The organism is Paraburkholderia sp. EG286B (genome assembly GCF_040965655.1).
In the GTDB taxonomy this organism is placed as follows: Bacteria; Pseudomonadota; Gammaproteobacteria; order Burkholderiales; family Burkholderiaceae; genus Paraburkholderia.
On record NZ_JBFRCF010000009.1, the window covers coordinates 281,700 to 305,260 of the forward strand.

Annotated in this window: 21 protein-coding genes; 10 read left to right on the plus strand and 11 right to left on the minus strand. The window is 66.8% G+C overall.

Annotation, left to right across the window (positions count from 1 at the left end):
- Positions 1–34 precede the first annotated feature (34 nt).
- Positions 35–682: a GTP cyclohydrolase II gene (gene ribA / locus AB4Y42_RS21470; RefSeq protein ID WP_035513597.1), complete on the minus strand. Its 648-nt coding sequence runs from the start codon at positions 680–682 to the stop codon at positions 35–37.
- Between the two features lie 284 nt (positions 683–966).
- Between ribA and AB4Y42_RS21475 the strand changes: the two genes are divergently transcribed.
- Complete coding sequence (locus AB4Y42_RS21475) at positions 967–1,410, plus strand: CBS domain-containing protein (RefSeq protein ID WP_368689654.1); 444 nt, start codon at positions 967–969, stop codon at positions 1,408–1,410.
- A 424-nt stretch (positions 1,411–1,834) separates the two neighbouring features.
- Here the strand turns inward: AB4Y42_RS21475 and AB4Y42_RS21480 are convergent, their stop codons facing one another.
- Both AB4Y42_RS21480 and AB4Y42_RS21485 read right to left on the minus strand, forming a co-directional pair.
- Complete coding sequence (locus AB4Y42_RS21480; RefSeq protein WP_368689653.1) at positions 1,835–2,179, minus strand: DUF4148 domain-containing protein; 345 nt, start codon at positions 2,177–2,179, stop codon at positions 1,835–1,837.
- Between the two features lie 216 nt (positions 2,180–2,395).
- Entirely contained in the window at positions 2,396–3,016 is a 621-nt protein-coding gene (locus tag AB4Y42_RS21485) for a DNA-3-methyladenine glycosylase (protein WP_368689652.1), read from the minus strand.
- A 174-nt stretch (positions 3,017–3,190) separates the two neighbouring features.
- Between AB4Y42_RS21485 and AB4Y42_RS21490 the strand changes: the two genes are divergently transcribed.
- Positions 3,191–3,583, plus strand: coding sequence for a hypothetical protein (locus AB4Y42_RS21490; protein WP_342922541.1), 393 nt, complete (start codon positions 3,191–3,193; stop codon positions 3,581–3,583).
- A 7-nt stretch (positions 3,584–3,590) separates the two neighbouring features.
- On the opposite strand, the gene prpR is transcribed toward AB4Y42_RS21490, so the two are convergent.
- The gene (prpR, locus tag AB4Y42_RS21495) at positions 3,591–5,627 is read right to left on the minus strand and encodes a propionate catabolism operon regulatory protein PrpR (protein ID WP_368695325.1); all 2,037 of its coding nucleotides are present in this window, start codon (positions 5,625–5,627) and stop codon (positions 3,591–3,593) included.
- Between the two features lie 236 nt (positions 5,628–5,863).
- Between prpR and prpB the strand changes: the two genes are divergently transcribed.
- The 4 genes from prpB (at position 5,864) to prpF (ending at position 11,899) form a co-directional block, all read left to right on the plus strand.
- Positions 5,864–6,754 carry a methylisocitrate lyase gene (prpB, locus tag AB4Y42_RS21500; protein ID WP_324148638.1) on the plus strand — a complete coding sequence of 297 codons (891 nt, stop codon included), beginning with the start codon at positions 5,864–5,866 and terminating at the stop codon, positions 6,752–6,754.
- 47 nt (positions 6,755–6,801) lie between these two features.
- Positions 6,802–7,968: a 2-methylcitrate synthase gene (gene prpC / locus AB4Y42_RS21505; protein ID WP_158759499.1), complete on the plus strand. Its 1,167-nt coding sequence runs from the start codon at positions 6,802–6,804 to the stop codon at positions 7,966–7,968.
- 84 nt (positions 7,969–8,052) lie between these two features.
- Positions 8,053–10,650 carry a Fe/S-dependent 2-methylisocitrate dehydratase AcnD gene (gene acnD, locus AB4Y42_RS21510; protein WP_368695269.1) on the plus strand — a complete coding sequence of 866 codons (2,598 nt, stop codon included), beginning with the start codon at positions 8,053–8,055 and terminating at the stop codon, positions 10,648–10,650.
- Positions 10,651–10,708: 58 nt separating this feature from the next.
- The gene (gene prpF, locus AB4Y42_RS21515; RefSeq protein ID WP_368695270.1) at positions 10,709–11,899 is read left to right on the plus strand and encodes a 2-methylaconitate cis-trans isomerase PrpF; all 1,191 of its coding nucleotides are present in this window, start codon (positions 10,709–10,711) and stop codon (positions 11,897–11,899) included.
- A 92-nt stretch (positions 11,900–11,991) separates the two neighbouring features.
- Here prpF and AB4Y42_RS21520 read toward each other — a convergent pair whose 3' ends face one another.
- Positions 11,992–12,852: a peptidoglycan DD-metalloendopeptidase family protein gene (locus AB4Y42_RS21520; protein ID WP_368695271.1), complete on the minus strand. Its 861-nt coding sequence runs from the start codon at positions 12,850–12,852 to the stop codon at positions 11,992–11,994.
- 716 nt (positions 12,853–13,568) lie between these two features.
- Between AB4Y42_RS21520 and AB4Y42_RS21525 the strand changes: the two genes are divergently transcribed.
- Both AB4Y42_RS21525 and AB4Y42_RS21530 read left to right on the plus strand, forming a co-directional pair.
- Complete coding sequence (locus tag AB4Y42_RS21525; protein WP_324148630.1) at positions 13,569–14,666, plus strand: OpgC domain-containing protein; 1,098 nt, start codon at positions 13,569–13,571, stop codon at positions 14,664–14,666.
- Positions 14,667–14,791: 125 nt separating this feature from the next.
- Positions 14,792–15,646 carry an alpha/beta hydrolase gene (locus tag AB4Y42_RS21530; protein WP_368695272.1) on the plus strand — a complete coding sequence of 285 codons (855 nt, stop codon included), beginning with the start codon at positions 14,792–14,794 and terminating at the stop codon, positions 15,644–15,646.
- 46 nt (positions 15,647–15,692) lie between these two features.
- On the opposite strand, the gene AB4Y42_RS21535 is transcribed toward AB4Y42_RS21530, so the two are convergent.
- Positions 15,693–16,760 (minus strand): AI-2E family transporter, encoded by a 1,068-nt coding sequence (locus AB4Y42_RS21535; RefSeq protein ID WP_368695273.1) that lies wholly within the window; start codon positions 16,758–16,760, stop codon positions 15,693–15,695.
- Between the two features lie 382 nt (positions 16,761–17,142).
- Between AB4Y42_RS21535 and AB4Y42_RS21540 the strand changes: the two genes are divergently transcribed.
- The gene (locus AB4Y42_RS21540; RefSeq protein ID WP_069266348.1) at positions 17,143–17,442 is read left to right on the plus strand and encodes a DUF3331 domain-containing protein; all 300 of its coding nucleotides are present in this window, start codon (positions 17,143–17,145) and stop codon (positions 17,440–17,442) included.
- A gap of 23 nt (positions 17,443–17,465) precedes the next feature.
- Here AB4Y42_RS21540 and AB4Y42_RS21545 read toward each other — a convergent pair whose 3' ends face one another.
- Positions 17,466–17,957 (minus strand): thioesterase family protein, encoded by a 492-nt coding sequence (locus AB4Y42_RS21545; protein WP_368695274.1) that lies wholly within the window; start codon positions 17,955–17,957, stop codon positions 17,466–17,468.
- Between the two features lie 235 nt (positions 17,958–18,192).
- Between AB4Y42_RS21545 and AB4Y42_RS21550 the strand changes: the two genes are divergently transcribed.
- On the plus strand, positions 18,193–20,745 hold the full coding sequence (locus AB4Y42_RS21550) for an adenosylcobalamin-dependent ribonucleoside-diphosphate reductase (protein WP_368695275.1): 2,553 nt from the start codon (positions 18,193–18,195) through the stop codon (positions 20,743–20,745).
- Positions 20,746–20,781: 36 nt separating this feature from the next.
- Here AB4Y42_RS21550 and AB4Y42_RS21555 read toward each other — a convergent pair whose 3' ends face one another.
- The 4 genes from AB4Y42_RS21555 to AB4Y42_RS21570 form a co-directional block, all read right to left on the minus strand.
- Positions 20,782–21,387: a hypothetical protein gene (locus tag AB4Y42_RS21555; RefSeq protein WP_368695276.1), complete on the minus strand. Its 606-nt coding sequence runs from the start codon at positions 21,385–21,387 to the stop codon at positions 20,782–20,784.
- An 89-nt stretch (positions 21,388–21,476) separates the two neighbouring features.
- Positions 21,477–22,031 (minus strand): TIGR01841 family phasin, encoded by a 555-nt coding sequence (gene phaP, locus AB4Y42_RS21560; RefSeq protein ID WP_368695277.1) that lies wholly within the window; start codon positions 22,029–22,031, stop codon positions 21,477–21,479.
- Positions 22,032–22,163: 132 nt separating this feature from the next.
- Positions 22,164–22,361: a hypothetical protein gene (locus AB4Y42_RS21565; RefSeq protein ID WP_368695278.1), complete on the minus strand. Its 198-nt coding sequence runs from the start codon at positions 22,359–22,361 to the stop codon at positions 22,164–22,166.
- A 223-nt stretch (positions 22,362–22,584) separates the two neighbouring features.
- Positions 22,585–23,487 (minus strand): LysR family transcriptional regulator, encoded by a 903-nt coding sequence (locus AB4Y42_RS21570; protein WP_368689639.1) that lies wholly within the window; start codon positions 23,485–23,487, stop codon positions 22,585–22,587.
- Positions 23,488–23,561: the final 74 nt, after the last annotated feature.

Here is a 23,561-nt window from a genome sequence, read left to right on the forward strand (position 1 = left end):
GCCGTTCCCGGCCCGTCGTGACGACGGTTCGAGGCTATTCGTTTTCTTCGAAGTAATGCCCGAACTTGACCTGCTTGGTGCGGATATAACGCTCGTTTTCCTCGCGCATCGGGATCGCGAGCGCCACGCGTTCGATCACCGGGAGGCCGTGCTGCCTGAGCGTGTCGAACTTCTTTGGATTGTTGCTCATGAGCTTCACCGACGACACTTTCAGCAGGCGCAGGATCGCCGCCGCCGAATCGTATTCGCGCGCGTCGTCGGGCAGACCGAGGTCAAGGTTCGCCTCGACGGTGTCGCGGCCCTGCTGCTGCAGCTGGTACGCGCGGATCTTGTTCGACAGGCCAATGCCCCGGCCTTCGTGGCCACGCAAATAGAGCAGCACGCCACGGCCTTCGGCGGCGATGTAGCGCAGCGCGAGGTCGAGTTGCTCGCCGCAGTCGCAGCGGTAGGAACCGAACACGTCGCCGGTCAGGCACTCGGAGTGGAGCCGCGTCAGCGTGGGCTCGCCGCTGCCCACGTCGCCCATGACGAGCGCGAGATGCTCGGCGCCGCCGTCCTTCACCCGGTAGACATAAGACTCGAACGTGCCGTAGCGGGTCGGCAGCGTGGCAGTCGCGTCAAGCACGACGCATTCGTTGGCGTTGTCGCCGTCCGCACAGGACGACTCAGGAAGCGTAGGCATGATTCTCGAGCAAAAAACGGGCAAAACCGGCAAGGGGCCGGGTTGAGGTTCGGAACCGGAGTTTACCGCCATTTGCTCCGCCCCGCCGCGCAGCCCCGTAGGGGGAGCACGGTCTGCGCCGCATGCCCTCGGCATAAATGGTGCGACCCCGCGCATACCCCGACGACGCGCGGCACGCCAGCCGCCTATACTGAAAAGGCTTTCCAATGGCTTGACGGGCAATCCACCCGGCTTGCCGCACCGCGCAATGACTGGACAACCAGAAGGACGAAGAGGGTCGCCCTATGACAAGCGTTGCACAGGTACTCAAATCGAAGCCGGAACAGGTGGTGTACACGATCGAAGCCTCCGATTCCGTCTATAACGCAATCCGCCTGATGGCCGATAAGCAGATCGGCGCGCTGCTCGTGACCGACGGTCCGTCGATCGCCGGCATCGTCACAGAGCGTGACTACGCGCGCAAGATCGTGCTGATGGACCGATCTTCGAAAACGACCGCCGTGCGCGACATCATGAGCACGCACGTGCGCTTCGTCCAGCCGGAGCAGACCACCTACGACTGCATGGCGCTCATGACCGAGCGGCGCATGCGCCACTTGCCCGTCATGGACGACGGCAAGCTCGTGGGGATGGTGTCGATCGGCGACCTGGTGAAGGAAATCATCGCCGAGCAGAAGTTCACGATCGAGCAGCTCGAGCATTACATCACCGGCGGGCCTGGCGCCTGACGTAACGCGCCCGCCCCTCCCTCCAGACCGCCAGACGTGAAAAAGCGCCCAATCCCGACGGGGTTGGGCGAAGCCACCTTTCGGCGGCGGAGGTTCCACGCATGAAAAATCGCGCGATGGCTTGCGCGGGCGGCATGCGACAAAGGCGGAACGGTGTCCGCCTTCGCCGGTATCGGTTGGGAGCCAGGCTGGGTGGGGGCGCGGCCGGGTCAACTTGCGAGGGCGTCTGGGCCTGCTCGAAGCGCCCCGGCACCGGCTGGCGCGGGAGCGGCCAGACTGTGGCCGGTCGATGTCGCCTGCGCCGGTGTCTGAGCGACGGCCGTTTGCACCGTTCGCTTTCCCCGGACTTCGGCGCCCCATGACGGCGCGCCCTGCCCGGTTATCCGCTCAGTTGCCCGGGCCGGTCGCCCACGCCGGTAGCCGCTCAGTTGCCGAAGTACACCGACTGCGACGGGCGCACGGTGGCCGGCTGGCCCGACTGCGCCGAACCCGAGGTCGACGGGCCATAGCCGCTCGTTTCGGCTGCCGGCGCTTGTTGCGCCAGCCCTTCCTGCTGGCTCACGCGGGCTTCGGCGGCCTGGATGTCGCTCGGGTACGTCGCGTCGTTGGCGGTAGCCGGGTTGTAGCCGGCCTTCTCGAGCTGGATCAATTCGGACTTCACTTCGGCGCGTGTGACCGGACCGTTGCCTTGCACCTGGGCAAACGAAAGGGCCGGAGCAGCCACGAGGGCAGCGACGATTGCGGCTTGAATCAGGGTACGGGACTTCATGTTCATTACCTCCATCACTTGTTTTATGCCGGCGGCGGTGTCTGCCTGCATCGCCGAACCAGTGATTTCAGTGTATTGAGACAGGAGCCCAGGGGAAACCCTTATTTTGAGAAAATACACTTTCATTCGCGGCAACAATGCCGCGCGCATGCGATATCGCCCGAGCGCCTTGCGGCACGGCGCTTCCCGCGCCTTCCCACGGGGCGCTCGAGCCGGTCACAGCGGGGCGACGCTGCCGTCCAGCAGCTTGCGAGGGCCGCTCACGAACCGGCTGCCCAGTTCGTAGAAGCGCAGCGGCCGGTCCTTCTCGCGCGAGAGCCCGATGCGCGTCGTCACGCCCACGGGCCGCTCGGGTTCGTCCACGCGGCCGATCCAGAGTCCGTGCCCGCGGCACAGGTCCACGCCGTCGAAGGCCGCCGCGATGCCGAACGCCTGCGAGAGCCGCCCCGGCCCGCGCGCGAGATCGCGCAGCGGGACGCCGGGGCGCAGCGCCTCCATCGCGCCGATGCCTTCGAGCGGCTCCAGCGCGCGAAACAGGATGCCCGCGCCCACGTCCACGGCTTCGCTCGACATGTTGAACATCCAGGCGCTGCCGTAGGTCAGCCGCACGTGGGCATGACCGCGCTCGAGGAACATCGCGGCGTTATAGGGCCGGCGTCCGATGTAGGCGTAGCTCGTGGAGTCGCCCACGGGATACGCTTCGACTTCGACGAGCCGCCCGGCCATGCGCCCGCGCGCCAGGTCGCGCACGACGTATTTGCCGACCATGAAGCGCGCCAGCTCGGCGGTGTCGAGCGGCAGGTCGTTGCGGTGCAGTGGCAGGATCGTCATCGTCATCGAAGCGTTCTCGGGGTGATCGGCGCAAGCATCGCGGTTTCGCGGACCGGCAGAGTGTAGCGCTGCCGCGCTCGTCCACTGCTCATCTACCGCTTGGCCACGTGCGGCCGGCCATTGCGCTACCATCGTCCGCATATCCGCGCGAACGGTTCGCGCTACCGAAGGAGCCGCACGATGAACGAACAAAGCGCGATTGAATTCCTCACCACCGTGCGCAAGCCCCTGCTCACGCTGCACAAGGCGATTCTCGACCACGAGCGCAAGGACTACGAACGCGAGTTCGGACCGGTCACGCCGGCGGCCTTCCTGCAGGTGCTCATCAACGGCTCGGGCTTTCGCTGGCTCATGCCGCTCTCGACGGTGATCGCCAACGTCGACGAAACGCTCGACGCCAAGGACGCGAGCCCCGACGATCGCATCGGCGCGGCGCAAGGCGTGGCGGCGCTCTTTTCCGGCGAGGAATCGGCGGAGTTCTACGAGCGCTATCAGGCGTTGTTGCAGGCGAGCCCCGAAATCCTGCACTTGCACGGCACCGTGGCGCCGCTGCTCAACGCCCTGAAGAACTGAGCACGTTTCAGGCGCGCGGCGCCTTGCGGGAAGCCGTGGCCGCCGTTGCCTCCGCGGCCGCACCGCCGCGCTTGCCCTTCGCGGCGGAAAGGCGCCGCCACAGTGTCGTCTTGCTGATGCCGAGCATCTCGCACGCGCGGTCGCGATCGCCGTTGCACGCGTCGAGCGCGGCGCGGATTTCATCGGCTTCGGTGTGGAGGCTGCGCTCGCGCAAGGTGAGCGCGCCCTCGCCTGCCGTCGTTGCAGCGCCACTCGCCGCACCGCGCGACTCGAACACCTCCGGCGCGATCGAGCGCAGCACATCGGGCGTCAGCACCTCCTCTTCCGTATCGGCCAGCTCCACCACCATCCGCTCGACCACGTTCTGCAGCTCGCGCACGTTGCCGGGCCATGCGTGCCGCGCGAGCGCGCCGCTCACCAGCGCGAGCGTGCGCGCCGCGTCTTCGGGCGTGCGGATGCGCACGGCCACGCGCGGCTCGCGGCGCGAGGCCTGGAACAGCAGTTCCGCCGCCAGCAGCGCGATATCGGCGCCGCGCTCGCGCAACGGCGGAATGGCGAGATTGAGAATGTTCAGGCGGTAGAAGAGATCCGCGCGAAACTCGCCCGCTTCGATCTGCTCGGTGAGCGCGCGGTGCGTCGCGGCGACGACGCGCACGTCCACGCGCGTGGGCTCCGTGGCGCCGAGGCGCACCACCTCGCGCTCCTGCAGTACGCGCAGCAGGCGGCTCTGCAACGGCAACGGCATCTCGCCGATTTCATCGAGAAACAGCGTGCCGCGGTGCGCCGCCTCGATGAGCCCCACCTTGCCGCCGCGCCGCGCGCCCGTGAACGCGCCCTCCTCGTAGCCGAACAGCTCGCTCTCCAGCAGCGCCTCGGGAAACGCGCCGCAATTCATGGCGACGAACGGAAAGTCCCGCCGCGGGCTCTCGCGATGAATGCCCTGCGCGATCATCTCCTTGCCGGTGCCGCTTTCTCCGCGGATCAGCACCGTGGCGTCCGACTTCGCATAGCGCCGCGCGAGCTGGCGCACGCGCTCGATGCTGGGCGTCGCGCCGCTCAGGTCGTCCAGCCGGTAGCGCGCGACGAACTGCTGCGTGCGCTGACGCGAGCGCAGCGTGCGGTCGAGCCGCTCCACCGCGCGCGACTCCTGGAAGGTGAGCACGGCGCCCGTCGTCACGCCGTTGTCGACGAGCGGCCCGCGGTGCACGACGTAACTCACGCCGCGCACGGTTTCGAGCGATTCGCCATCGGCCTCGGGCAGCGCGAAGGCGATGTCGGGCGCGAGCGCTGCGAGCGACTGGCCCGCGGCCGCCGCCGGATCGATGCCGAGCACGGCCGCGAGGCGCTGGTTGATCGCCTCCACGCGGCCGCGCGCGTCGAGCGCGACCACGCCGTCGCGCAGATGTTGCAGCACGCTGTCGAGCCGCTGGCGGCGCTGCGTTTCGCGCCAGGTGGCTTGCACGAGATCCAGCGCGTTGTCGAAAGCCGCGCGCACCGACGGGCGCGAGTAGACGAAAAACGGCACGAGCCCGAGCCGGGCCGCGAGATCGTTGACGAGGCCCGGCCCCACGACCGCGCCCACGCCGCGGTCGCGCAGGTCGAGCACGCAGGCTTCGGCGTCCTGCACGGTGCGGTAATGGCCGAAAACCACGTTGATGCCATACGCGCTCGCGAAGCGCTGCACTTCCACGGGCGACTCCCCGTAGGTCACGAGCGCGACGAGTTCGGCCTCGCGCCGCGCGCGAGCGAGCGCCTGCATCACGTCGAAGCCGGTGGGCTGCACGAGCACCACGGGCAGGTCGATGCGCGCCTTCAGGTAGGTGCCGTTCGAGCCCGCCGCCACCACCACATCGGGCCGCTGGTTCGGCCCCGCCGCGGCGATTTCGGCCACCGCTTCCTCGAAGCCGCGCGGCACCACGCGCAGGTCCGCGAGCTCGTCGTATTCGCGGGCGATGTCGCGAAACAGGTCGCGCAAGCGGCTGATGCCCATGGCCCACACACGCGGGCGAATGGCGGAGGAAGCGGGAGCGGGAAAGCGGTTCATGATGTCCAACGATACGGTCGTGACGTCGAGGGCCGGCGCAGCCGAAAGCCGGCCGTCAGCCAGATTTCGCATTATCGCGCGTCGATTTCATTTTTGAAATTGCGATTTCACTATGGAAATCGGGGCGCGTTGCCGGCACGCGCGATTCCGGCGCAAAATCAACGCGTTAGCCTCCTTGCGCGGAGCTGGCACGCTATCTGCAGTATGAGGCGGCGATTCAATTGGAGACATCCCGCATGAACAACAAATCCCCCGCCAGCGCCGGCGCGAAATTCCGCGCAGCCGTGGCCGCCGAACAACCGCTGCAGGTCGTCGGCGCCATCACCGCGTATGCGGCCAAGCTCGCGCAGGCGACCGGCTTCAAGGCCGTTTATCTTTCGGGCGGCGGCGTGGCCGCCAACTCGCTCGGCGTGCCGGACCTCGGCATCAGCACCATGGACGACGTGCTGATCGACGCCCGCCGCATCACCGACGCCGTCGACATTCCGCTGATGGTCGACATCGACACCGGCTGGGGCGGCGCCTTCAACATCGCGCGCACGATCAAGTCGTTCATCAAGGCGGGCGTGGCGGCCGTGCACCTGGAAGACCAGGTGGGCCAGAAGCGCTGCGGCCATCGCCCGAACAAGGAAGTCGTGGCGACCGGCGAAATGGTGGACCGCGTCAAGGCCGCCGTGGACGCTCGCACCGACGACGGCTTCGTCATCATGGCCCGCACCGACGCGGCAGCCGTGGAAGGCATCGACGCCGCGATCGAGCGCGCCGTGGCCTACGTGGAAGCGGGCGCGGACATGATCTTCCCCGAAGCGATGAAGACGCTCGACGACTACCGCCGTTTCCGTGCCGCCGTGAACGTGCCGATTCTCGCCAACCTCACGGAATTCGGCTCGACGCCGTTCTTCACGACCGAAGAACTGAAGAGCGCGAATGTCGATATCGCGCTCTACTGCTGCGGCGCGTATCGTGCGATGAACGCTGCCGCGCTGAACTTCTACGAGACCGTCAAGCGCGACGGCACGCAAAAAGCCGCCGTCTCGACGATGCAGTCGCGCGAAGACCTCTACCGCTACCTCGGCTATCACGCGTACGAAGACAAGCTCGACGCGCTCTTCGCCGCGAAGAAGTAAATCCGCCCACCATATAGTTCACAGATACCTGGAGAGAGGAAGACACCATGAGCGAAGCAGAAAACACCACGCAAGCCGCAGGCGGTTTCAAGCCGAAGAAGTCCGTTGCGCTGTCGGGCGTGGCGGCGGGCAACACGGCACTGTGCACCGTGGGCCGCACCGGCAATGACCTGCACTACCGCGGCTACGACATTCTCGACCTCGCCACCGCGTGCGAGTTCGAAGAAGTCGCGTACCTGCTCGTGCACGGCAAGCTGCCGAACACGGCCGAACTGGCCGGCTACAAGGCGAAGCTCAAGGCGCTGCGCGGCCTGCCCGCCAACGTGAAGACCGCCCTCGAAGCCGTGCCCGCCTCGGCGCACCCGATGGACGTGATGCGCACCGGCGTCTCGATTCTCGGCACCGTGCTGCCCGAGAAAGACGACCACAACCTGCCGGGCGCGCGCGATATTGCCGACCGCCTGATGGCCTCGCTCGGCTCGATGCTGCTGTACTGGTATCACTTTTCGCACAACGGCAAGCGCATCGAAGTGGAAACCGACGACGACTCGATCGGCGGCCACTTCCTGCACCTGCTGCACGGCCGCGCGCCGTCGAAGTCGTGGGTCGACGCGATGCACGTGTCGCTCAACCTGTACGCCGAGCACGAGTTCAATGCCTCGACGTTCACGGGCCGCGTGATCGCTGGCACGGGCTCGGACATCTACTCGGCCATCACGGGCGCGATCGGCGCGCTGCGCGGTCCGAAGCACGGCGGCGCGAATGAAGTCGCTTTCGAGATCCAGTCGCGCTACGAAAACGCCGACGATGCAGAAGCCGATATCCGCGCGCGCGTGGAGAAAAAGGAAGTCGTGATCGGCTTCGGCCACCCGGTGTACACGATCTCGGACCCGCGCAACAAGGTCATCAAGGAAATCGCGAAGAAGCTCTCGAAGGAGCAGTCGAACATGAAGCTGTTCGACATCGCCGAGCGCCTCGAATCGACGATGTGGGAAGTCAAGAAGATGTTCCCGAACCTCGACTGGTTCAGCGCCGTGTCGTATCACATGATGGGCGTGCCGACCGCCATGTTCACGCCGATCTTCGTGATCGCGCGCACGGCCGGCTGGAGCGCGCACATCATCGAGCAGCGCATCGACAACAAGATCATCCGCCCGAGCGCGAATTACACGGGTCCGGAGAATCTGAAGTTCACGCCGATCAGCAAGCGCTGATCGCCGGAGGCGATGCGTCGTAGCGTGACGACATCGCCTTCGATCCCGCGCACCGCCGCTCACAACACATTTGGTCCCCAAGCCGTGAATACCGCCTACCGCAAGTCCCTCCCGGGCACCCGGCTCGATTACTTCGACGCGCGCGAAGCCGTCGAGGCCATCCAGCCCGGCGCCTACGCCACGCTGCCGTACACCTCGCGCGTGCTCGCCGAAAACCTCGTGCGCCGCTGCGCCCCGGCCACGCTCGCCGCCTCGCTGACGCAGCTGATCGAACGCAAGCGCGACCTCGATTTTCCGTGGTTCCCCGCGCGCGTGGTCTGCCACGACATCCTCGGGCAGACCGCGCTCGTCGATCTCGCCGGCCTGCGCGACGCCATTGCCGACCAGGGCGGCGACCCCGCCAAGGTGAATCCGGTCGTGCCGGTGCAGTTGATCGTCGACCACTCGCTCGCCGTGGAATGCGGCGGCTTCGACCCGGACGCGTTCAACAAGAACCGCGCGATCGAAGATCGCCGTAACGAAGACCGCTTCGACTTCATCAACTGGACGAAGAAGGCGTTCAAGAACGTCGACGTGATTCCTCCGGGCAACGGCATCATGCACCAGATCAATCTGGAGAAAATGTCGCCCGTGATCCAGGCGCGTGACGGCGTGGCGTTCCCCGACACCTGCGTCGGCACCGACAGCCACACGCCGCACGTCGACGCGCTCGGCGTGATCGCCATCGGCGTGGGCGGCCTCGAAGCCGAGAACGTCATGCTCGGCCGCGCCTCGTGGATGCGCCTGCCCGATATCGTCGGCGTGGAACTCACGGGCAAGCGCCAGCCCGGCATTACCGCTACCGACATCGTGCTCGCCCTCACCGAGTTCCTGCGCAAGGAAAAGGTGGTGGGCGCGTACCTGGAGTTCCGCGGCGTTGGCGCATCGAGCCTCACGCTCGGCGACCGCGCCACGATTTCGAACATGGCGCCCGAGTATGGCGCCACGGCCGCGATGTTCTTCATCGACGATCAGACGCTCGACTATCTGCGCCTCACGGGCCGCGAGGAAGAGCAGGTCAAGCTCGTCGAAACCTACGCGAAGACCGCTGGCCTGTGGGCCGACACGCTCGCTAACGCGCAATACGAGCGCACGCTGACGTTCGATCTTTCGAGCGTCGTGCGCAACATGGCCGGCCCGTCGAATCCGCACAAGCGTCTGCCCACCTCCGCTCTCGCCGAGCGCGGCATCGCGGGCAAGTGGGAAGAAACGCCGGGCCAGATGCCCGATGGCGCGGTCATCATCGCCGCCATCACGAGCTGCACGAACACGAGCAACCCGCGCAACGTGATCGCCGCCGCGCTGCTCGCGCGCAACGCGAACGCGCGCGGTCTCACGCGCAAGCCGTGGGTGAAGAGTTCGCTCGCGCCGGGATCGAAGGCCGTCGAGCTTTACCTCGAAGCAGCCAACCTGCTGCCCGATCTGGAAAAGCTCGGCTTCGGCATCGTCGCGTTTGCATGCACCACGTGTAACGGCATGTCGGGCGCGCTCGACCCGAAGATCCAGCAGGAAATCATCGACCGCGACCTGTACGCAACCGCTGTGCTCTCGGGCAACCGCAACTTCGACGGCCGCATTCACCCGTATGCAAAGCAGGCGTTCCTCGCCTCGCCGCCGCTCGTCGTCGCCTACGCGATTGCGGGCACGATCCGCTTCGACATCGAACAGGACTCGCTCGGCACGGACAAGGACGGCAAGCCCGTGTACCTCAAGGACCTCTGGCCGAGCGACGAAGAGATCGACGCCATCGTCGCGAAGAGCGTGAAGCCCGAGCAGTTCCGCAAGGTGTACGAACCGATGTTCGCGGCCACCGCGGTAACAGGTGAAACGACCGACCCGCTCTACGACTGGCGCGCGCAAAGCACCTACATCCGCCGCCCGCCGTACTGGGAAGGCGCGCTGGCCGGCGAGCGCACGCTCAAGGGCCTGCGCCCGCTCGCCGTGCTCGGCGACAACATCACGACCGACCACCTCTCGCCTTCCAACGCGATCCTGCTGGACAGCGCAGCGGGCGAGTACCTCGCGAAAATGGGCCTGCCCGAAGAGGACTTCAACTCGTACGCGACGCACCGCGGCGACCACCTCACGGCGCAGCGCGCAACCTTCGCGAACCCCACGCTCATCAACGAGATGGCCGTGGTGGACGGCGCCGTGAAGAAGGGGTCGCTCGCGCGCGTCGAGCCGGAAGGCAAGGTCACGCGCATGTGGGAAGCCATCGAAACCTACATGGAACGCAAGCAGCCGCTCATCATCGTTGCGGGTGCGGATTACGGCCAGGGCTCGTCGCGCGACTGGGCGGCCAAGGGCGTGCGTCTCGCGGGTGTGGAAGTGATCGTGGCGGAAGGCTTCGAGCGCATTCACCGCACGAACCTGATCGGCATGGGCGTGCTGCCGCTGGAGTTCAAGGCGGGCACGAATCGCACGACGCTCGGCATTGACGGTACCGAAACCTATGATGTGATCGGCGAGCGCACGCCGCGCGCCGACCTCACGCTCGTGATCGAACGCCGCAACGGCGAGCGCGTGGAAGTGCCGGTCACCTGCCGGCTCGATACGGCCGAAGAAGTGTCGATCTACGAAGCAGGCGGCGTGCTGCAGCGTTTCGCGCAGGACTTCCTCGAATCGTCACAGGCAGCGGCATAAACGGGAGACGGGCGGCGCAGCGCTCACGCGCGCGCCGCCCTTCGTTTCAGGACAACACATGGCACACGTACCTCAGATCAAGATTCCCGCCACTTACATTCGCGGCGGCACCAGCAAAGGCGTGTTCTTCCGCCTCCAGGATCTGCCCGCTTCGGCGCAGCAGCCGGGCGTGGCGCGCGACAAGCTGCTCATGCGCGTGATCGGCAGCCCCGACCCGTACGGCAAGCAGATCGACGGCATGGGCGGCGCGACGTCGAGCACGAGCAAGACCGTGATCCTGGCCAAAAGCAGCAAGCCCGATCACGACGTCGACTACCTGTTCGGCCAGGTCGCCATCGACAAGGCCTTCGTGGACTGGAGCGGCAACTGCGGCAATCTCTCCGCCGCCGTGGGCCCGTTCGCGATCAGCGGCGGCCTCGTCGACCCGAGCCGCGTGCCCGACAACGGCGTGGCGACCGTGCGCATCTGGCAGGCCAACATCGGCAAGACCATCATCGCGCACGTGCCGATGACGAACGGCCACGTGCAGGAGACGGGCGACTTCGAACTGGACGGCGTGACCTTCCCCGCCGCCGAAGTGCAGCTCGAATTCCTCGACCCGGCCGCCGAGGAAGAAGGCGCGGGCGGCGCGATGTTCCCCACCGGCAATCTCGTGGACGACCTCGAAGTGCCGGGCGTGGGCACGCTCAAGGCCACGATGATCAATGCGGGCATTCCGACGATCTTCGTGAACGCCGAGGCCATCGGCTACACGGGCACGGAATTGCAGGACGCGATCAACGGCGACGCGCAGGCGCTCGAGAAGTTCGAGACGATCCGCGCGCACGGTGCGCTGCGCATGGGACTCATCAAGCATCTCGACGAGATCGCCACGCGCCAGCACACGCCGAAAATCGCCTTCGTGGCGAAGCCGGTGGGCTATACGGCGTCGAGCGGCAAGCGGGTGGAAGCCGGCGACGTGGATCTGCTGGTGCGCGCCATGTCGATGGGCAAGCTCCACCACGCGATGATGGGCACGGCGGCCGTGGCGATCGGCACCGCGGCGGCCATTCCGGGCACGCTCGTGAATCTCGCGGCGGGCGGCGGCGAGCGCAGCGCGGTGCGCTTCGGGCATCCGTCGGGCACGCTGCGCGTGGGCGCCGAGGCGCGTCAGGAAAACGGCGAATGGACGGTCACGAAGGCCATCATGAGCCGCAGCGCACGCGTGCTGATGGAAGGCTGGGTGCGGGTGCCGGGCGACGCGTTTTAAGGCGCGGTTTCAAGAAGTACGCGGTTTGCGGTAATGAAAAAACCGCCCTGACGTTGCAATGTGTCAGGGCGGTTTTGTTGTTCTTGCCGCGCTCAGCCCTGCGGAGAAGAAGGCAAATACGGCATCGGGTCCACCGGCTTGCCATCGCGGCGTACCTCGAACAGCACCGCCACGCGGTCGTTGTTCTCGCTGCCCATCTCGGCGATCTGCTGGCCCTGGTGCACCGTGTCGCCGGTCTTCACGAGCAGACGGCGGTTGTGCGAGTAAGCCGTGAGGAAGTCCTTGTTGTGCTGGACGATGATCAGGCTGCCGTATTCGTTCAGGCCCGTGCCCGCGTACATGACCTTGCCGTCGGCGGCAGCGATCACGGGATCGCCGGCCTTGCCCGCGATCTCGATGCCGCGCGTCGTGCCCGGCGCGAACGGTTCGATCACACGGCCATGCGCCGGCCACACGAGCGCGACGCTGTTCGCGTGGCGCGCCACTTCGGCGGCGACCTGGCGGTTTCCCGCGGCGTTCGCGTTGGCGTTCGCCGTTGCGCCGCCAGCTTGCGGCGCGGCCACCTGGACGGTGATCGTCTGCTTCGAAACCAGCTTGATCGACTGGCCTGCGCGCAGGTGACCGTTCGGCTTCAGGTGATTCCAGGCGGCCAGATCCTTGACCGACACACTGTGCTTTTGCGCGATGCGCTGCAGCGTGTCGCCGCGGCGCACGCGCACGTAAGTCGTTTTCGTCACGACGCGCGTGACGGGCGCACTCGCCGCCTGTTGTGCGGCGCTGGCGTCGGCGCTCGCTGCGTCGGAGGCCGGGGCCGCCGCCGCCGGGTCGGGCTGCGGTTGTTGTTGCGGTTGCTGCTGGTTCATGTCGGCGCAGCCGCCCAGCAGGGCTGCCAGCCCCAACACGGCCCAGAACCCCTTGAGACCGCGCTGGCCGATACGATCGTCTTTCATCATTGCTCTCTCCTGCGGTGCTTGCAGCCGTGCGATGCAGCGAGTGGATGCCCGGGACGGTCTGCTGCGTATGCCGCGCTCCCGCCCCCGTGGCGCTCCGGCTCGCCTGCGCCGGGCTGCTTCGATCTGCATCCAAACCGACTGCATCTCGAACCATAAACATTCAACGCACGCGATCGCTCCATTAACGAACGAGCGTGCCATCTCAAATTCGATCCGGCATTGTAAAGCGCAACTCCACGAAATCAGCCCAGGGAGAACACTTTGAAACAAATGTTAATTAGCCGAATTCTTGCTCGATAAAAACATCGGCAAGGGGCCAGAAGAAACTGCCCAAACCCGCGTCAGGGCGGCGTTCGCCGCGCCGGCATGATCGTGCCCTTTCCCCTGACTTATCGGCACACGTACCGGAAACTTGAAGGGCGCACTGGCGGCGCCCACTGAAAGGCATTTGAAATTGCGCTAATATCGGCGGCGTCAACGTAAACCCGCATGCGGCGGGAACCCTCGCGTATTCTTCAGGTCTTTTCCTGCGTTTGTCGTGCGGCCGCCGCGGTGGCCACGTCACGGTTCCCGGCGCCAGGCGCCCCGCGAACTTCGCCCGAATTCCCGATTTCCCGATTTTTCCAGCCAGGTACTCCCAGCCTCTGCCCGCCCGGCCCGTTTCGCATCACCGGCTGCTTCAAGCGCCCCATACCGGCCCGGCCCGCTGCCCCAACATGCCAAAGTCATCCAACCGTCTAGTCGAACTCGATTTCTTCCGCGGCCTCGTCCTGCTCATCATCGTCGTCGATCACATTGGCGGCAGCATCGTCTCGCGCGTCACGCTGCACGCCTACGCGCTGTGCGACGCGGCCGAGGTGTTCGTCTTCCTCGGCGGCTTCGCCACGGCCACCGCGTGGGCCACGCTGTGCGCACGCCGCACCGAGGCCGCGGCGCGACAGCGCTTCATCAAACGCGCGTTCGAGATCTACCGCGCGTTCGTCGTGACGGCGCTGTTGATGCTGCTCGTCACCGCGATTCTCGTGGCCTGCAACGTCGACGCGCCCAACCTCGCCACCACCGATCTCGACGATCTCACGCTCGCGCCTGCCGCAGCACTGCGCGACATCGTGCTGCTGCGCCGCCAGCCGTATCTGGCCGGCGTGCTGCCGATGTACGCCTGGTTCGCCCTCGCCGCCCCGCTCGCCTTGCCGCTCGCGCGCACGCGGCCGTGGCTGCTGCTGGCCGTGAGCCTTGCGCTGTGGGGCGTCGCGCCGCACCTGGCGCCGTGGCTGCCGCACGTCGAAGACGTGCAATGGGACTTCAACCCGTTCGGCTGGCAGCTGATGTTCGTGCTCGGCGTGATCGCGCAGGCGCAACCCGTGTTCCAGCGCGTGAGCGCGCACCGTCTCGGCACGCTCGTGACCCTCGCCGCACTCGCTGTCGTGGCGGGCGCCGCGATCTATCGCCTGCAACTCGGCAACGTCGCGCTCGACGGCGACTTCAAGCGCAACCTCGCCTGGTTTCGCGTGCTCAACTTCCTTGGCATCGCGTGGCTCACGGCGCATGTCATCCGCCTCGGCTGGGCGAAGCGCGTGGCGCATGCGCTGCCCTGGGTGGGCCTCGTCGGCCGCAAGGGCATGCTCTCGTTCGTGGCCGGCGCCGTGATTTCGCTCACGGTCGACTCGGTGCTCTACTGGTACACCGACGGCTACCTGAACGTGCCGCTCGGCCTCTGCGCCGACGCCGTGGCGATCACCGCGCTGCTGCTCGTCGCACGTGCGTCCGACCCGCTCAAGCGGCTGCTGCCTTCGCGCGCCAAAGCTTCCGCCTGAAACGACGCGGCGCGCAGGCCATGCACTGCGCGCCCGCACACCGATCACGCTTCCGGCGCGCACGAGCGGCTGCTAGCATGATGACCCCGCGCCGCCGGCGCGCCACCGCCCTCGATGTCCCTGCCATGCGCAGACTCCTTCGCACCGCGCTGCTCCCGCTCGCCCTCTCCTGCGCGGCGTTCGTCACGCCAGCGGCGCCTGCCGCGGCGAGCACGATCGTGGTCCGCACGTTCCACGCCGAGGCGCTCAACCGCGAGTGGGCCTACGTGGTATACCTGCCGAACGGCTATCGCGCCGACCAGGGCCGCTACCCGGTGCTCTATCTTCTGCATGGCAACAACGGCGAGCCCATGGACTGGGTCACGCATGGCCAGCTCCAGACCACCGCCGACACGCTGATCGCCCGTCACGAAATCCCGCCCGTAGTGATCGTGATGCCGCAGGGCGGCACCGACTGGTACGTCGACCGCAAGGAGCGGATGGAGACGGCGTTCTTCCAGGATCTGCTGCCCGAGATCGAGTCGCACTTCGCGGTGGACGACGCGCGCGACGGCCGCGCGATCGGCGGCGTTTCGATGGGCGGGTTCGGCGCGCTGCGCTATACGCTGGAGCACCCCGACATGTTCTGCGGCGCGCTGCTGCTTTCCCCGGCGGTCTATGCGGGCGACCCGCCGCCCAGTTCGGCGGCGCGTCACGTGGGCGTGTTCGGCGATCATCAGTTCGATGCGCAGATCTGGCGCACGCTCAACTATCCGGCGCTCTGGAAGCCGTATTTCGCGCAACCCCGGCGCGTGCCGTTCTTCATCGCCGCCGGCGACGACGACCTCGTGATCCAGGCCGAGTCGTCGCTGCTCTATACGCGGCTGCGCGAGGCGGGCAATACGGCGGCACTGCGCATCGTCGATGGCGGCCACGTGTGGCCCGTGTGGCGCGAACTGCTGCCGGCGGCGCTCAAGTACACGCTCGGGTGCTTCCGCTGAGCGAGGCGCGCGGCGGACCTCGCCGCGCCATGAGCGTAACCGAGCGTTACTCCGCCCAGTTCACCCAAAGCACCATCAGCACGGTCATGAGCGCCGGGCCGATGAAGATGCCGATCAGCCCGAAGGTCGTCGCCCCGCCCAGAATGCCGAACAGCACGAGCAGAAACGGCAGACGCGTGGAATTGCCGATCAGCACCGGCCGCACGAAATGCTCGGCGACGAACACCACCACGAAGCCCCATACCGCGAGCGCAGCCGCCGCGATCAGCGAACCCTGGATGACGAGCCACAGCGCCGCGCCGCCGAACACGATCGGTGCGCAAAACGGCAGCATAGCCGCGATGGCGGTGACCGTGCCCAGCAGCGCTGCATGCGGCACGCCGGTCGCGATATAGGCGGCGGTCAGCAGCACGCCCTCGCCCAGCCCCACGACCACGAGCCCCGTGACCGTGGCGCGCACGGCGGCAGCCATGCGCTGCAGGAGTTGCGCGCCGTCGGCGCCGAAGGCACGGCGCGCACCGCGCATCACCGTCGCCGAGAGTCGCGGACCCGCCCGGAAGATCACGAACAGCGTGACGAGCATGAAGCCGAACGTCATCGTGGCGTGGGCGGCGCGCGCACCGAAGTGGCGGCCGAACGTGGCGATGGTGTCGCCGTGCAGGTTCTTCATCGCCGGGGACGCCTTGAGCGGCTGGGCGAGATTGGCCTGCCACCAGTCGCTCACCTGGCGGCTGCCGACCGGCAGATGCGCGACGAAGTCGGGCACCGGCACGCCGTTCTCCTGGGCGTCGCGCAGCCAGAGGTAAAGCTCGTGAGCCTCGCCGCCGGCCTGAATGGCCGTGACGGCGATCGGCAGGAGCACGAGCAGGCCGATCGCGGCCGTGAGCAGCGTGGCGATCAGCGTCTTGCGGCCCTTGAACGGGGCGCGGCGCTCGATCGCCTGATAGGCGGGCCACAGGACGATGGCAAAGACGCTCGCCCAGGCCACGGCGGGCACGAACTCGCGCACGATCCACAGTGCCAGCAGGACGAGCGTGGCGTACAGCACCGCGGAGGCGGCGCGCTGGATTTTCTGCTCGTTTGCGGAGTTCGGAGCAGGCGGACGATGAATCATGTAACCTCGTGAAAATTCAAAAACAGGGGCCCGGTTTCGTGGCTGCGCAGGTGCGGTGCCACCAGCCAGCGCGGTGCAGCAATCAATCCGGCCGGGCCAGTCTTTCCTCAGATCCCGATCCGCGCCAACCGTTCCGTCCCCACCCTGGAACGCCATTCAGGCGCCCGTTTTCGGGCCACTCGATGTCGCGCCACGTACAACAGTGCGTTGCACAAATTCGAGATGTCGACCCCCAATCCGCCGCAAACCCCCATTCCTTCGTGAATCGCAACGTGTCGCAGGATGATTGTTGCTGATAATGGAATAGTGTTTCAACGGCGACAGAATGGCACTTGTCAGCGCGCGGGACTACATTCGCGGCACCACACTTACGGAGCCGACAATGAAGAAAAAAGCGTGCCTCTCGCTTGACGGAGCCAACGGTGAGCGCATCGAAATACTCGAGCAGACGGATACGGCGCTGGTGATCCGCTGGGTCGAACCCGGTCGCTGCCATTATGGCGAACAGCGCTGGCGCCGCCGCTCGGCGCATTCTTCGGGCACCTGCGCCGTGTCGCGCCGCAAGATCCGCCGCGGTGACGCCGTGTTCAAGCCGGCCGAACGTCCCGCACCGCTCAACGCCTCCGTCATGATCGCCGCCGAAGTGTTCGGCGCCCTCATCGGCGCAGAACTGCCGAAGTAAGCGCGGCGACGTCGCCCGCGGCCTCAACGAGGCGCGAGCGAGATAGCCCGCGCGGCATGCCGCGGCGCGAAGCCCGCCGAGGCGGCGCACAACGCCGCCACGCGCCCGAGCACATCGGCGTCGAAGGCCGCCGCGTGCGGGCCCGAGCGGTCCACGTGCAAGAGCAACTGCTCGCTCGCCGAGACGGGCGAGCCGCCCGCTTCGTCAAAATCGCCCGCGAACATCTCCAGATACAGGCGCACGCGTTTCGCGTCGTGCTCGATCACCCGGACGTCGACGCGCACCGGCGCACCCTCCTTGATCTCGCGGAGATAGTTCAGGTGCGCCTCCAGCGTGTACATCGACCGCCCGCGCGCCTCGCGCGCCGCCGCGTCGAGCCCGATGGCGTCGAGGAGCGCGTCGGTCGCGTAGCTGTAGATCAGCATGTAGAACGCGTCGCGCAGATGGCCGTTGTAATCGACCCACTCCGCGCGCACCGTGTCGCGGTAGACCACGGGCGCCGTTTCGTTCGTCATCCAGTCTCCCCTCGCGTCTCCACATTCGGTGCCCGCATGCAAGCGGGAGCAGTGTAACCGCAGACCCGCCTCGTGCGCCGCGACGCCGGCAGGCTCCGGCGCCGCCGCATGCGTGCTCGCGTCGCCGTGCACGCCGCGCGCCGCTGGGGTAAGGTTGAACGGTCGCGGCGCAGCCGCCGCCCTTCCAACGCCCTTCAACCGCCGCCTCCCGCGCGGCGCTTCGCGAGGCCCGGCCATGGCAGAAAACACGCCCCCGCTCCCGTTTCCCCCGCAGCAGTTCTCGCTCGACGTGATGCTCGAGAAGTACGCCAAAGGCGACGAGCAAACCGCCGACGACGTCTACCGCCGCGTCGCGCGCGGCGTCGCGCAGGTCGAGCCGCCCGCGCTGCGCGCCGAGGTCGAGGCGCGTTTCGTCGACAATCTGCGCAACGGCGCGCTGGGCGCGGGGCGGATCATGAGCGCGGCGGGCGCCGGCATCGAAGCCACGCTGATCAACTGCTTCGTGCAGCCGGTCGGCGACAGCATCCAGGGCATGGACGCCGAAGGCCGCCCCGGCATCTACGTCGCGCTGCTGCAGGCCGCCGAGACCATGCGGCGCGGCGGCGGCGTGGGCTACAACTTCTCGGCGATCCGGCCGCGCGGCGCGTTCGTGCATTCGACGGGATCGAGCGCATCGGGGCCGTGCAGCTACATCGACGTGTTCGACGCCTCGTGCCGCACCGTGGAAAGCGCGGGCGCCCGGCGCGGCGCGCAGATGGCCGTGCTCGACTGCGATCACCCCGACCTGCCCGAATTCATCGAGGCCAAGCATTCGAAGGGGCGCTGGAACAACTTCAACGTCTCGGTCGCGGTGACCGACGAATTCATGCGCGCCGTGGAAAACGACGCGCCCTGGCAGCTCGTGCATCGCGCCGAGCCCTCGCCCGCGCTGCGCGCCTCGGGCGACCTGCGGCGCCGCGACGACGGCCTGTGGGTCTACGCCGAGACGCGCGCCCGCGCGCTGTGGGACGCGATCATGCGCTCGACCTACGACGTGGCCGAGCCGGGCGTGGTGTTCATCTCGCGCATGAACGAGGACAACAACCTGCGCGCGCTCGAATCGATCCGCGCGACCAACCCGTGCGGCGAGCAGCCGCTGCCCGCGTACGGTTGCTGCAACCTCGGACCGCTCGACCTCACCCGCTTCGTGATCGACCCGTTCGCGCAGATGCGCGGCGGCAAGGCAGATTTCGACTGGAATCAACTCGCCGTTCGCACGGGCACCCAGGTGCGCTTTCTCGACGACGTGCTCGACGCGACGCTCTGGCCGCTGCCCGAGCAGCAGGCGGAGGCGGCGGCCAAGCGGCGTATCGGCGTGGGCTTCACGGGACTCGGCGACACGCTCGTGATGCTCGGCATCCGCTACAACTCGCCCGAAGGCTGCGAATTCGGCGCGCGCGTGGGGCGCACGATGCGCGACGCCGCCTATCGCGCCTCCGTCGAACTCGCGCGCGAGCGCGGCGCGTTTCCGCTTTTCGACGCGAGGACGTACCTCGAAGAAGGCACCTTCGCCTCGCGCCTGCCCGATGACCTCAAGGGCGAGATCCGCGCGCACGGCATCCGCAACAGCCATCTGCTGTCCATCGCGCCCACGGGCACGGTGAGCCTCGCGTTCGCCGACAACGTCTCGAACGGCATCGAGCCCGCGTTCTCGTGGACCTACCAGCGCACGCGCCGCATGGCCGACGGCAGCCGCGAAACGTTCAACGTCGAAGACCACGCGTGGCGTGTGTTCCGCGAACTGGGCGGCGACGTGAGCGCACTGCCCGCGTACTTCGTGAGCGCGCTGGAAATGAGCGCACAGGAACACGTGGCGATGATGGCGGCCGTGCAGCCGTACGTCGACACGTCGATCTCGAAGACCGTCAACGTGCCCGCCGACTATCCGTTCGAGGACTTCGAAAACCTCTATCTCGACGCATGGCGGCGCGGCCTCAAGGGACTCGCGACCTACCGCCCGAACGAGACGCTCGGCGCGGTGCTGCAAACGCTGCCTCCCGAAGCGGCGGCAACGGCCGACGATGCGCTCGGCGACGCCCTGCTCGACCCGCTGCGCGTGGCGATCGACCATCGGCCCAAGGGCGAGCTGCCGGCCGTGATCGAGAAGATCGAATACATCACGCAGACGGGCAAGGTCTCGCTCTACGTGGCGGTGTCGTTTCTCGAAGTGACGGGCCAGGTGGGCGGCGAAGCGGTGACGATCGAGCGGCCCATCGAATTCTTCATCCCCGTGGGCCAGCGCGACGAGCAGCAGCAATGGATCACGGCGACCATGCGTTCGCTCTCGCTCGCGGCGCGCGGCGGCTTCGTCGCGCGCAATCTGCAGGACTTGCGCAAGGTGTCGTGGGATCGCGGCCAGGTGCGCTACGGCGAGACGCAGCGTCTGGACGGCCGGCGCATTCCGCTGTGGCACGACTCCGAGGTCGCGGCCATCGCCTACGCGATCCAGCAGATCCTGCACCGGCGCGGCTTTCTCGATGCCGAGGGGCGGCAGGTGCCGTCGCGGCTGCTCGCGCAGCGGCGTGACGGTGCACTGGCCGCGCAATTCACCGGCAACGCGCGGGCCGGCGCGGATCAGCCCGGCGACCAGGTGCTCGACGGCGACAACGCGCTGCCCGCCGATACCCAGCACGCGTTTGCCCACGCGATGCTCGGCCGCAAGTGCGGGTCGTGCGGGGCGAACGCGGTGATCCGCAAGGACGGCTGCGACTTCTGCACGGCGTGCGGTGAGATCGGGACGTGTGGTTGAACACGGCGACGCGCTCGAGAAAGCGTTGAGGAAGCCCTATGACTGCAGGCTTTCGGTAATGCGCCCGCTTGCCGTCACCTGGTCCAGCCTCGCGACCAACTCGTGGACCGTATCGATATTGTGGACACCCGGGCAGGCAGACGGCCCTGTGATCGATGCCGGCCTGCCGCATGCCAGCATGAGGATCGGCACCAGCGGCGCGACGCTGACCACTTCCTCGACGAACAATGGGGCGCGCCACGCCATCTGCTCCGGGTAGATGATCACCGCGGCGGGCTGCTGATCCTCGATGGCGCGCTCCAGCTCCTGGAGCGTACTTACGGAGTTCGCGTGATAGCCTTCCGCGCGAAGCAATACGGTCAGCGATTTCCTGAACAGATCGGAGTTGCTGAAAACCACGACGGTGACAAGACGGCGACGCGTCAATTGCCGTGCAATCCCCTGGCTTCGCAGCCGAAGTTCACACGAACGCAGGACCACCCTGGCGAGATCACAGGCTTTGCGCGCCTCGTTGGCCTGAGGAGAGTCGGCCGAATAGCGGAGTATGACGCGTTCGAGCACGGCGGATCTTGCCTCGAGCAATTCCAGGGCAAGATCGAATTCCCTCTCGAGCGCGCCACCATTGAGCTGGGAACCTGCCATGTCATCTCCCGCGACCGTTTCATCACGGACGGCTATTCCCATTCTAGTCAAGATTGCAGCCGACTTACGCGGCCGACCGCGCATGCCAGCTATCGCCTGGCCGCCTGCTGTTCCGGTGCAAGCGCACGCCTCGCGTTCTTCGACGCCGCATCGACCACCACGTTGAAGTTGCTTTGCGCGACTTCGACGGCCTGCTGCCCCGTGTTCCCTAGCGTCTGGTACAGCGTATTGGCCGCCGTCATCGCGGAATTGAATGCCGCCACCGCCGCGTCGGAGCCAGCCGGCGCGTTGCGGGTCGCTTCGTCGAAGAACGTCTGGGCCCGCTGCATACATTCTTGCCCTTCCACCTGAGCCGCTCTGAGCACTTCGGCCTGCGCCGACGACATGATGCCGAGAAACTCGCGGTTATAAGACTGGACCCTCTCGGCCAGCGGGGCGCCGAGCGCGCCCTGAAGGGTCACCCAGTCCTGCGGATTGTCCACCGTGCTCTGCGCGAACGCCAACGCTTCTTTCAGCGTCGCTCGCGTGAACTGCGCGTTGAGTTCGACGAGCTTGCCGATGCCCTCGACCATCGCGGCGGCCAGACCATAGGCGACATCGAGATTGACACGCTGTGCGCTTGCAGCCATCTCCTGGACTTGCATGATCGGTCGTCTCCTGAATGAATTGAATTGGCGTGAGCGAGCGCCTTTCCGCCGGGTCATCGGCTGGCAGCATCGCGTTGTTGGAACGTCATGCCGGAAGCGGCACGACAAGGCGCGTCGACCGTGTGCCGGTCAACGTTTTCGCGTCATGGCCTGCAGCAGGGATTCGCCTTCCTCCGTCACACGCGGACGGGGCCCACCCGTGGCCAGGCGCTCGAGTGCCACGAGCTGTTGCTCGAGCAGCGTGTCGAGGTCCTCGCGGTCCATGTCGATCTGGTCAGGCGATGACTTGACCAACATGAGCGTCGCAAATTCGTGAGGGCTCAGCACTGATGTCTCCTGGAATTTTGATGAGGCCTGGCCGAGAAACGCTTGAATGAGGCGTGTATGAGCATAGGCCCCGGATGACCGAAAAGTACACAACGGCCACATGTTCGTAAATCTGTCTTTACGGACGGCCGCTGCCGGTCTGGGCCAGCAAGATTCCTGCTGTCGAGGCCCGCGAAAAGCGCAACGAAGGCATGAGATTTGCCCAGCAAAGTCGTTGCCTGGCTTACGGCTTTGTCAGGGGCAGAACTTTCCTCCCATCCCCAAGGTAGTCCGCAAACCCCTGCGCCAACGCATTCGCCTCGCCACTGCGCACGAGTCTTAGCACCTGCGATTCATAAGGATTGCTGGTCAATGGGCGGAATACCACGCGCCCGCCGCCCGCCGCCCCGAGCGCGGCGGGGACGAGCGCGACGCCCATGCCGAACTCCACCATCGTCACGACGGTCTGCCAGAGCCGCGCTTCATGGCGAATCTGCGGGCTGAATCCGGCCTCCACGCAGGTCGCGATGATCTGGTCGTGATAATGCGGCGACACCGAGCGCGGGAACAGGATGAACGGTTCGCGCGCGAGCGTGCCCAGTTCGATACGGCGCCTGCGCGCGAGCTTATGCCCTTCCGGCAGACAGCAGAGAAACGGCTCGGCAAACAGCCGCTCCGATTGCACCTCGGCCGGGAAGCGCCCCCAATGCGCAAAGCCGAGATCGATCTGCAGGCGCTGCAGCGCCTGCACCTGCTCGGCCGTGTTCATCTCGCGCAGCACCACTTCCACGGCGCGATGATCGGCCTCGAAACGCCGCACCGCCTCCGGCAGCCCGCGATACAGCATCGAATTGACGAAACCGATGCGCAGCCGCCCCGCCAGCCCGTGCGCGGAGCGCGCCGCGATGCGCCGCACTTCGTCGGCCTGCTCCAGCAGCCGCCGCGCCTCTTCGAGCAGCACGTTGCCCGCGTTGGTCAGCGCGACGGCCTTGTTGGTGCGTTCGAGCAGTTGCACGCCTAGCTGCTCCTCGAACTTGCGGATGTCGAAGCTCAGCGCCGGCTGCGAAATGAAGAGCCGGCGCGCCGCGCGCCCGAAGTGCAGCTCTTCGGCTACCGCCACGAAATAGCGCAGTTGCTTGAGTTCCATGGCGGCCTCCTTCGGCGTGTTATCGATAGATGGCGTTTATCGTACATGACATCGGTTGTATTGGACCGTTATCG

Excerpts from the sequence above, each read along its gene's own strand:
- ribA (WP_035513597.1), bottom strand. The coding sequence starts at position 682 with ATGCCTACGCTTCCTGAGTCGTCCTGTGCGGACGGCGACAACGCCAAC.
- AB4Y42_RS21475 (WP_368689654.1), top strand. The coding sequence starts at position 967 with ATGACAAGCGTTGCACAGGTACTCAAATCGAAGCCGGAACAGGTGGTG.
- AB4Y42_RS21480 (WP_368689653.1), bottom strand. The coding sequence starts at position 2,179 with ATGAAGTCCCGTACCCTGATTCAAGCCGCAATCGTCGCTGCCCTCGTG.
- AB4Y42_RS21485 (WP_368689652.1), bottom strand. The coding sequence starts at position 3,016 with ATGACGATGACGATCCTGCCACTGCACCGCAACGACCTGCCGCTCGAC.
- AB4Y42_RS21490 (WP_342922541.1), top strand. The coding sequence starts at position 3,191 with ATGAACGAACAAAGCGCGATTGAATTCCTCACCACCGTGCGCAAGCCC.
- prpR (WP_368695325.1), bottom strand. The coding sequence starts at position 5,627 with ATGAACCGCTTTCCCGCTCCCGCTTCCTCCGCCATTCGCCCGCGTGTG.
- prpB (WP_324148638.1), top strand. The coding sequence starts at position 5,864 with ATGAACAACAAATCCCCCGCCAGCGCCGGCGCGAAATTCCGCGCAGCC.
- prpC (WP_158759499.1), top strand. The coding sequence starts at position 6,802 with ATGAGCGAAGCAGAAAACACCACGCAAGCCGCAGGCGGTTTCAAGCCG.
- prpF (WP_368695270.1), top strand. The coding sequence starts at position 10,709 with ATGGCACACGTACCTCAGATCAAGATTCCCGCCACTTACATTCGCGGC.
- AB4Y42_RS21520 (WP_368695271.1), bottom strand. The coding sequence starts at position 12,852 with ATGATGAAAGACGATCGTATCGGCCAGCGCGGTCTCAAGGGGTTCTGG.
- AB4Y42_RS21525 (WP_324148630.1), top strand. The coding sequence starts at position 13,569 with ATGCCAAAGTCATCCAACCGTCTAGTCGAACTCGATTTCTTCCGCGGC.
- AB4Y42_RS21530 (WP_368695272.1), top strand. The coding sequence starts at position 14,792 with ATGCGCAGACTCCTTCGCACCGCGCTGCTCCCGCTCGCCCTCTCCTGC.
- AB4Y42_RS21535 (WP_368695273.1), bottom strand. The coding sequence starts at position 16,760 with ATGATTCATCGTCCGCCTGCTCCGAACTCCGCAAACGAGCAGAAAATC.
- AB4Y42_RS21540 (WP_069266348.1), top strand. The coding sequence starts at position 17,143 with ATGAAGAAAAAAGCGTGCCTCTCGCTTGACGGAGCCAACGGTGAGCGC.
- AB4Y42_RS21545 (WP_368695274.1), bottom strand. The coding sequence starts at position 17,957 with ATGACGAACGAAACGGCGCCCGTGGTCTACCGCGACACGGTGCGCGCG.
- AB4Y42_RS21550 (WP_368695275.1), top strand. The coding sequence starts at position 18,193 with ATGGCAGAAAACACGCCCCCGCTCCCGTTTCCCCCGCAGCAGTTCTCG.
- AB4Y42_RS21555 (WP_368695276.1), bottom strand. The coding sequence starts at position 21,387 with ATGGCAGGTTCCCAGCTCAATGGTGGCGCGCTCGAGAGGGAATTCGAT.
- phaP (WP_368695277.1), bottom strand. The coding sequence starts at position 22,031 with ATGCAAGTCCAGGAGATGGCTGCAAGCGCACAGCGTGTCAATCTCGAT.
- AB4Y42_RS21570 (WP_368689639.1), bottom strand. The coding sequence starts at position 23,487 with ATGGAACTCAAGCAACTGCGCTATTTCGTGGCGGTAGCCGAAGAGCTG.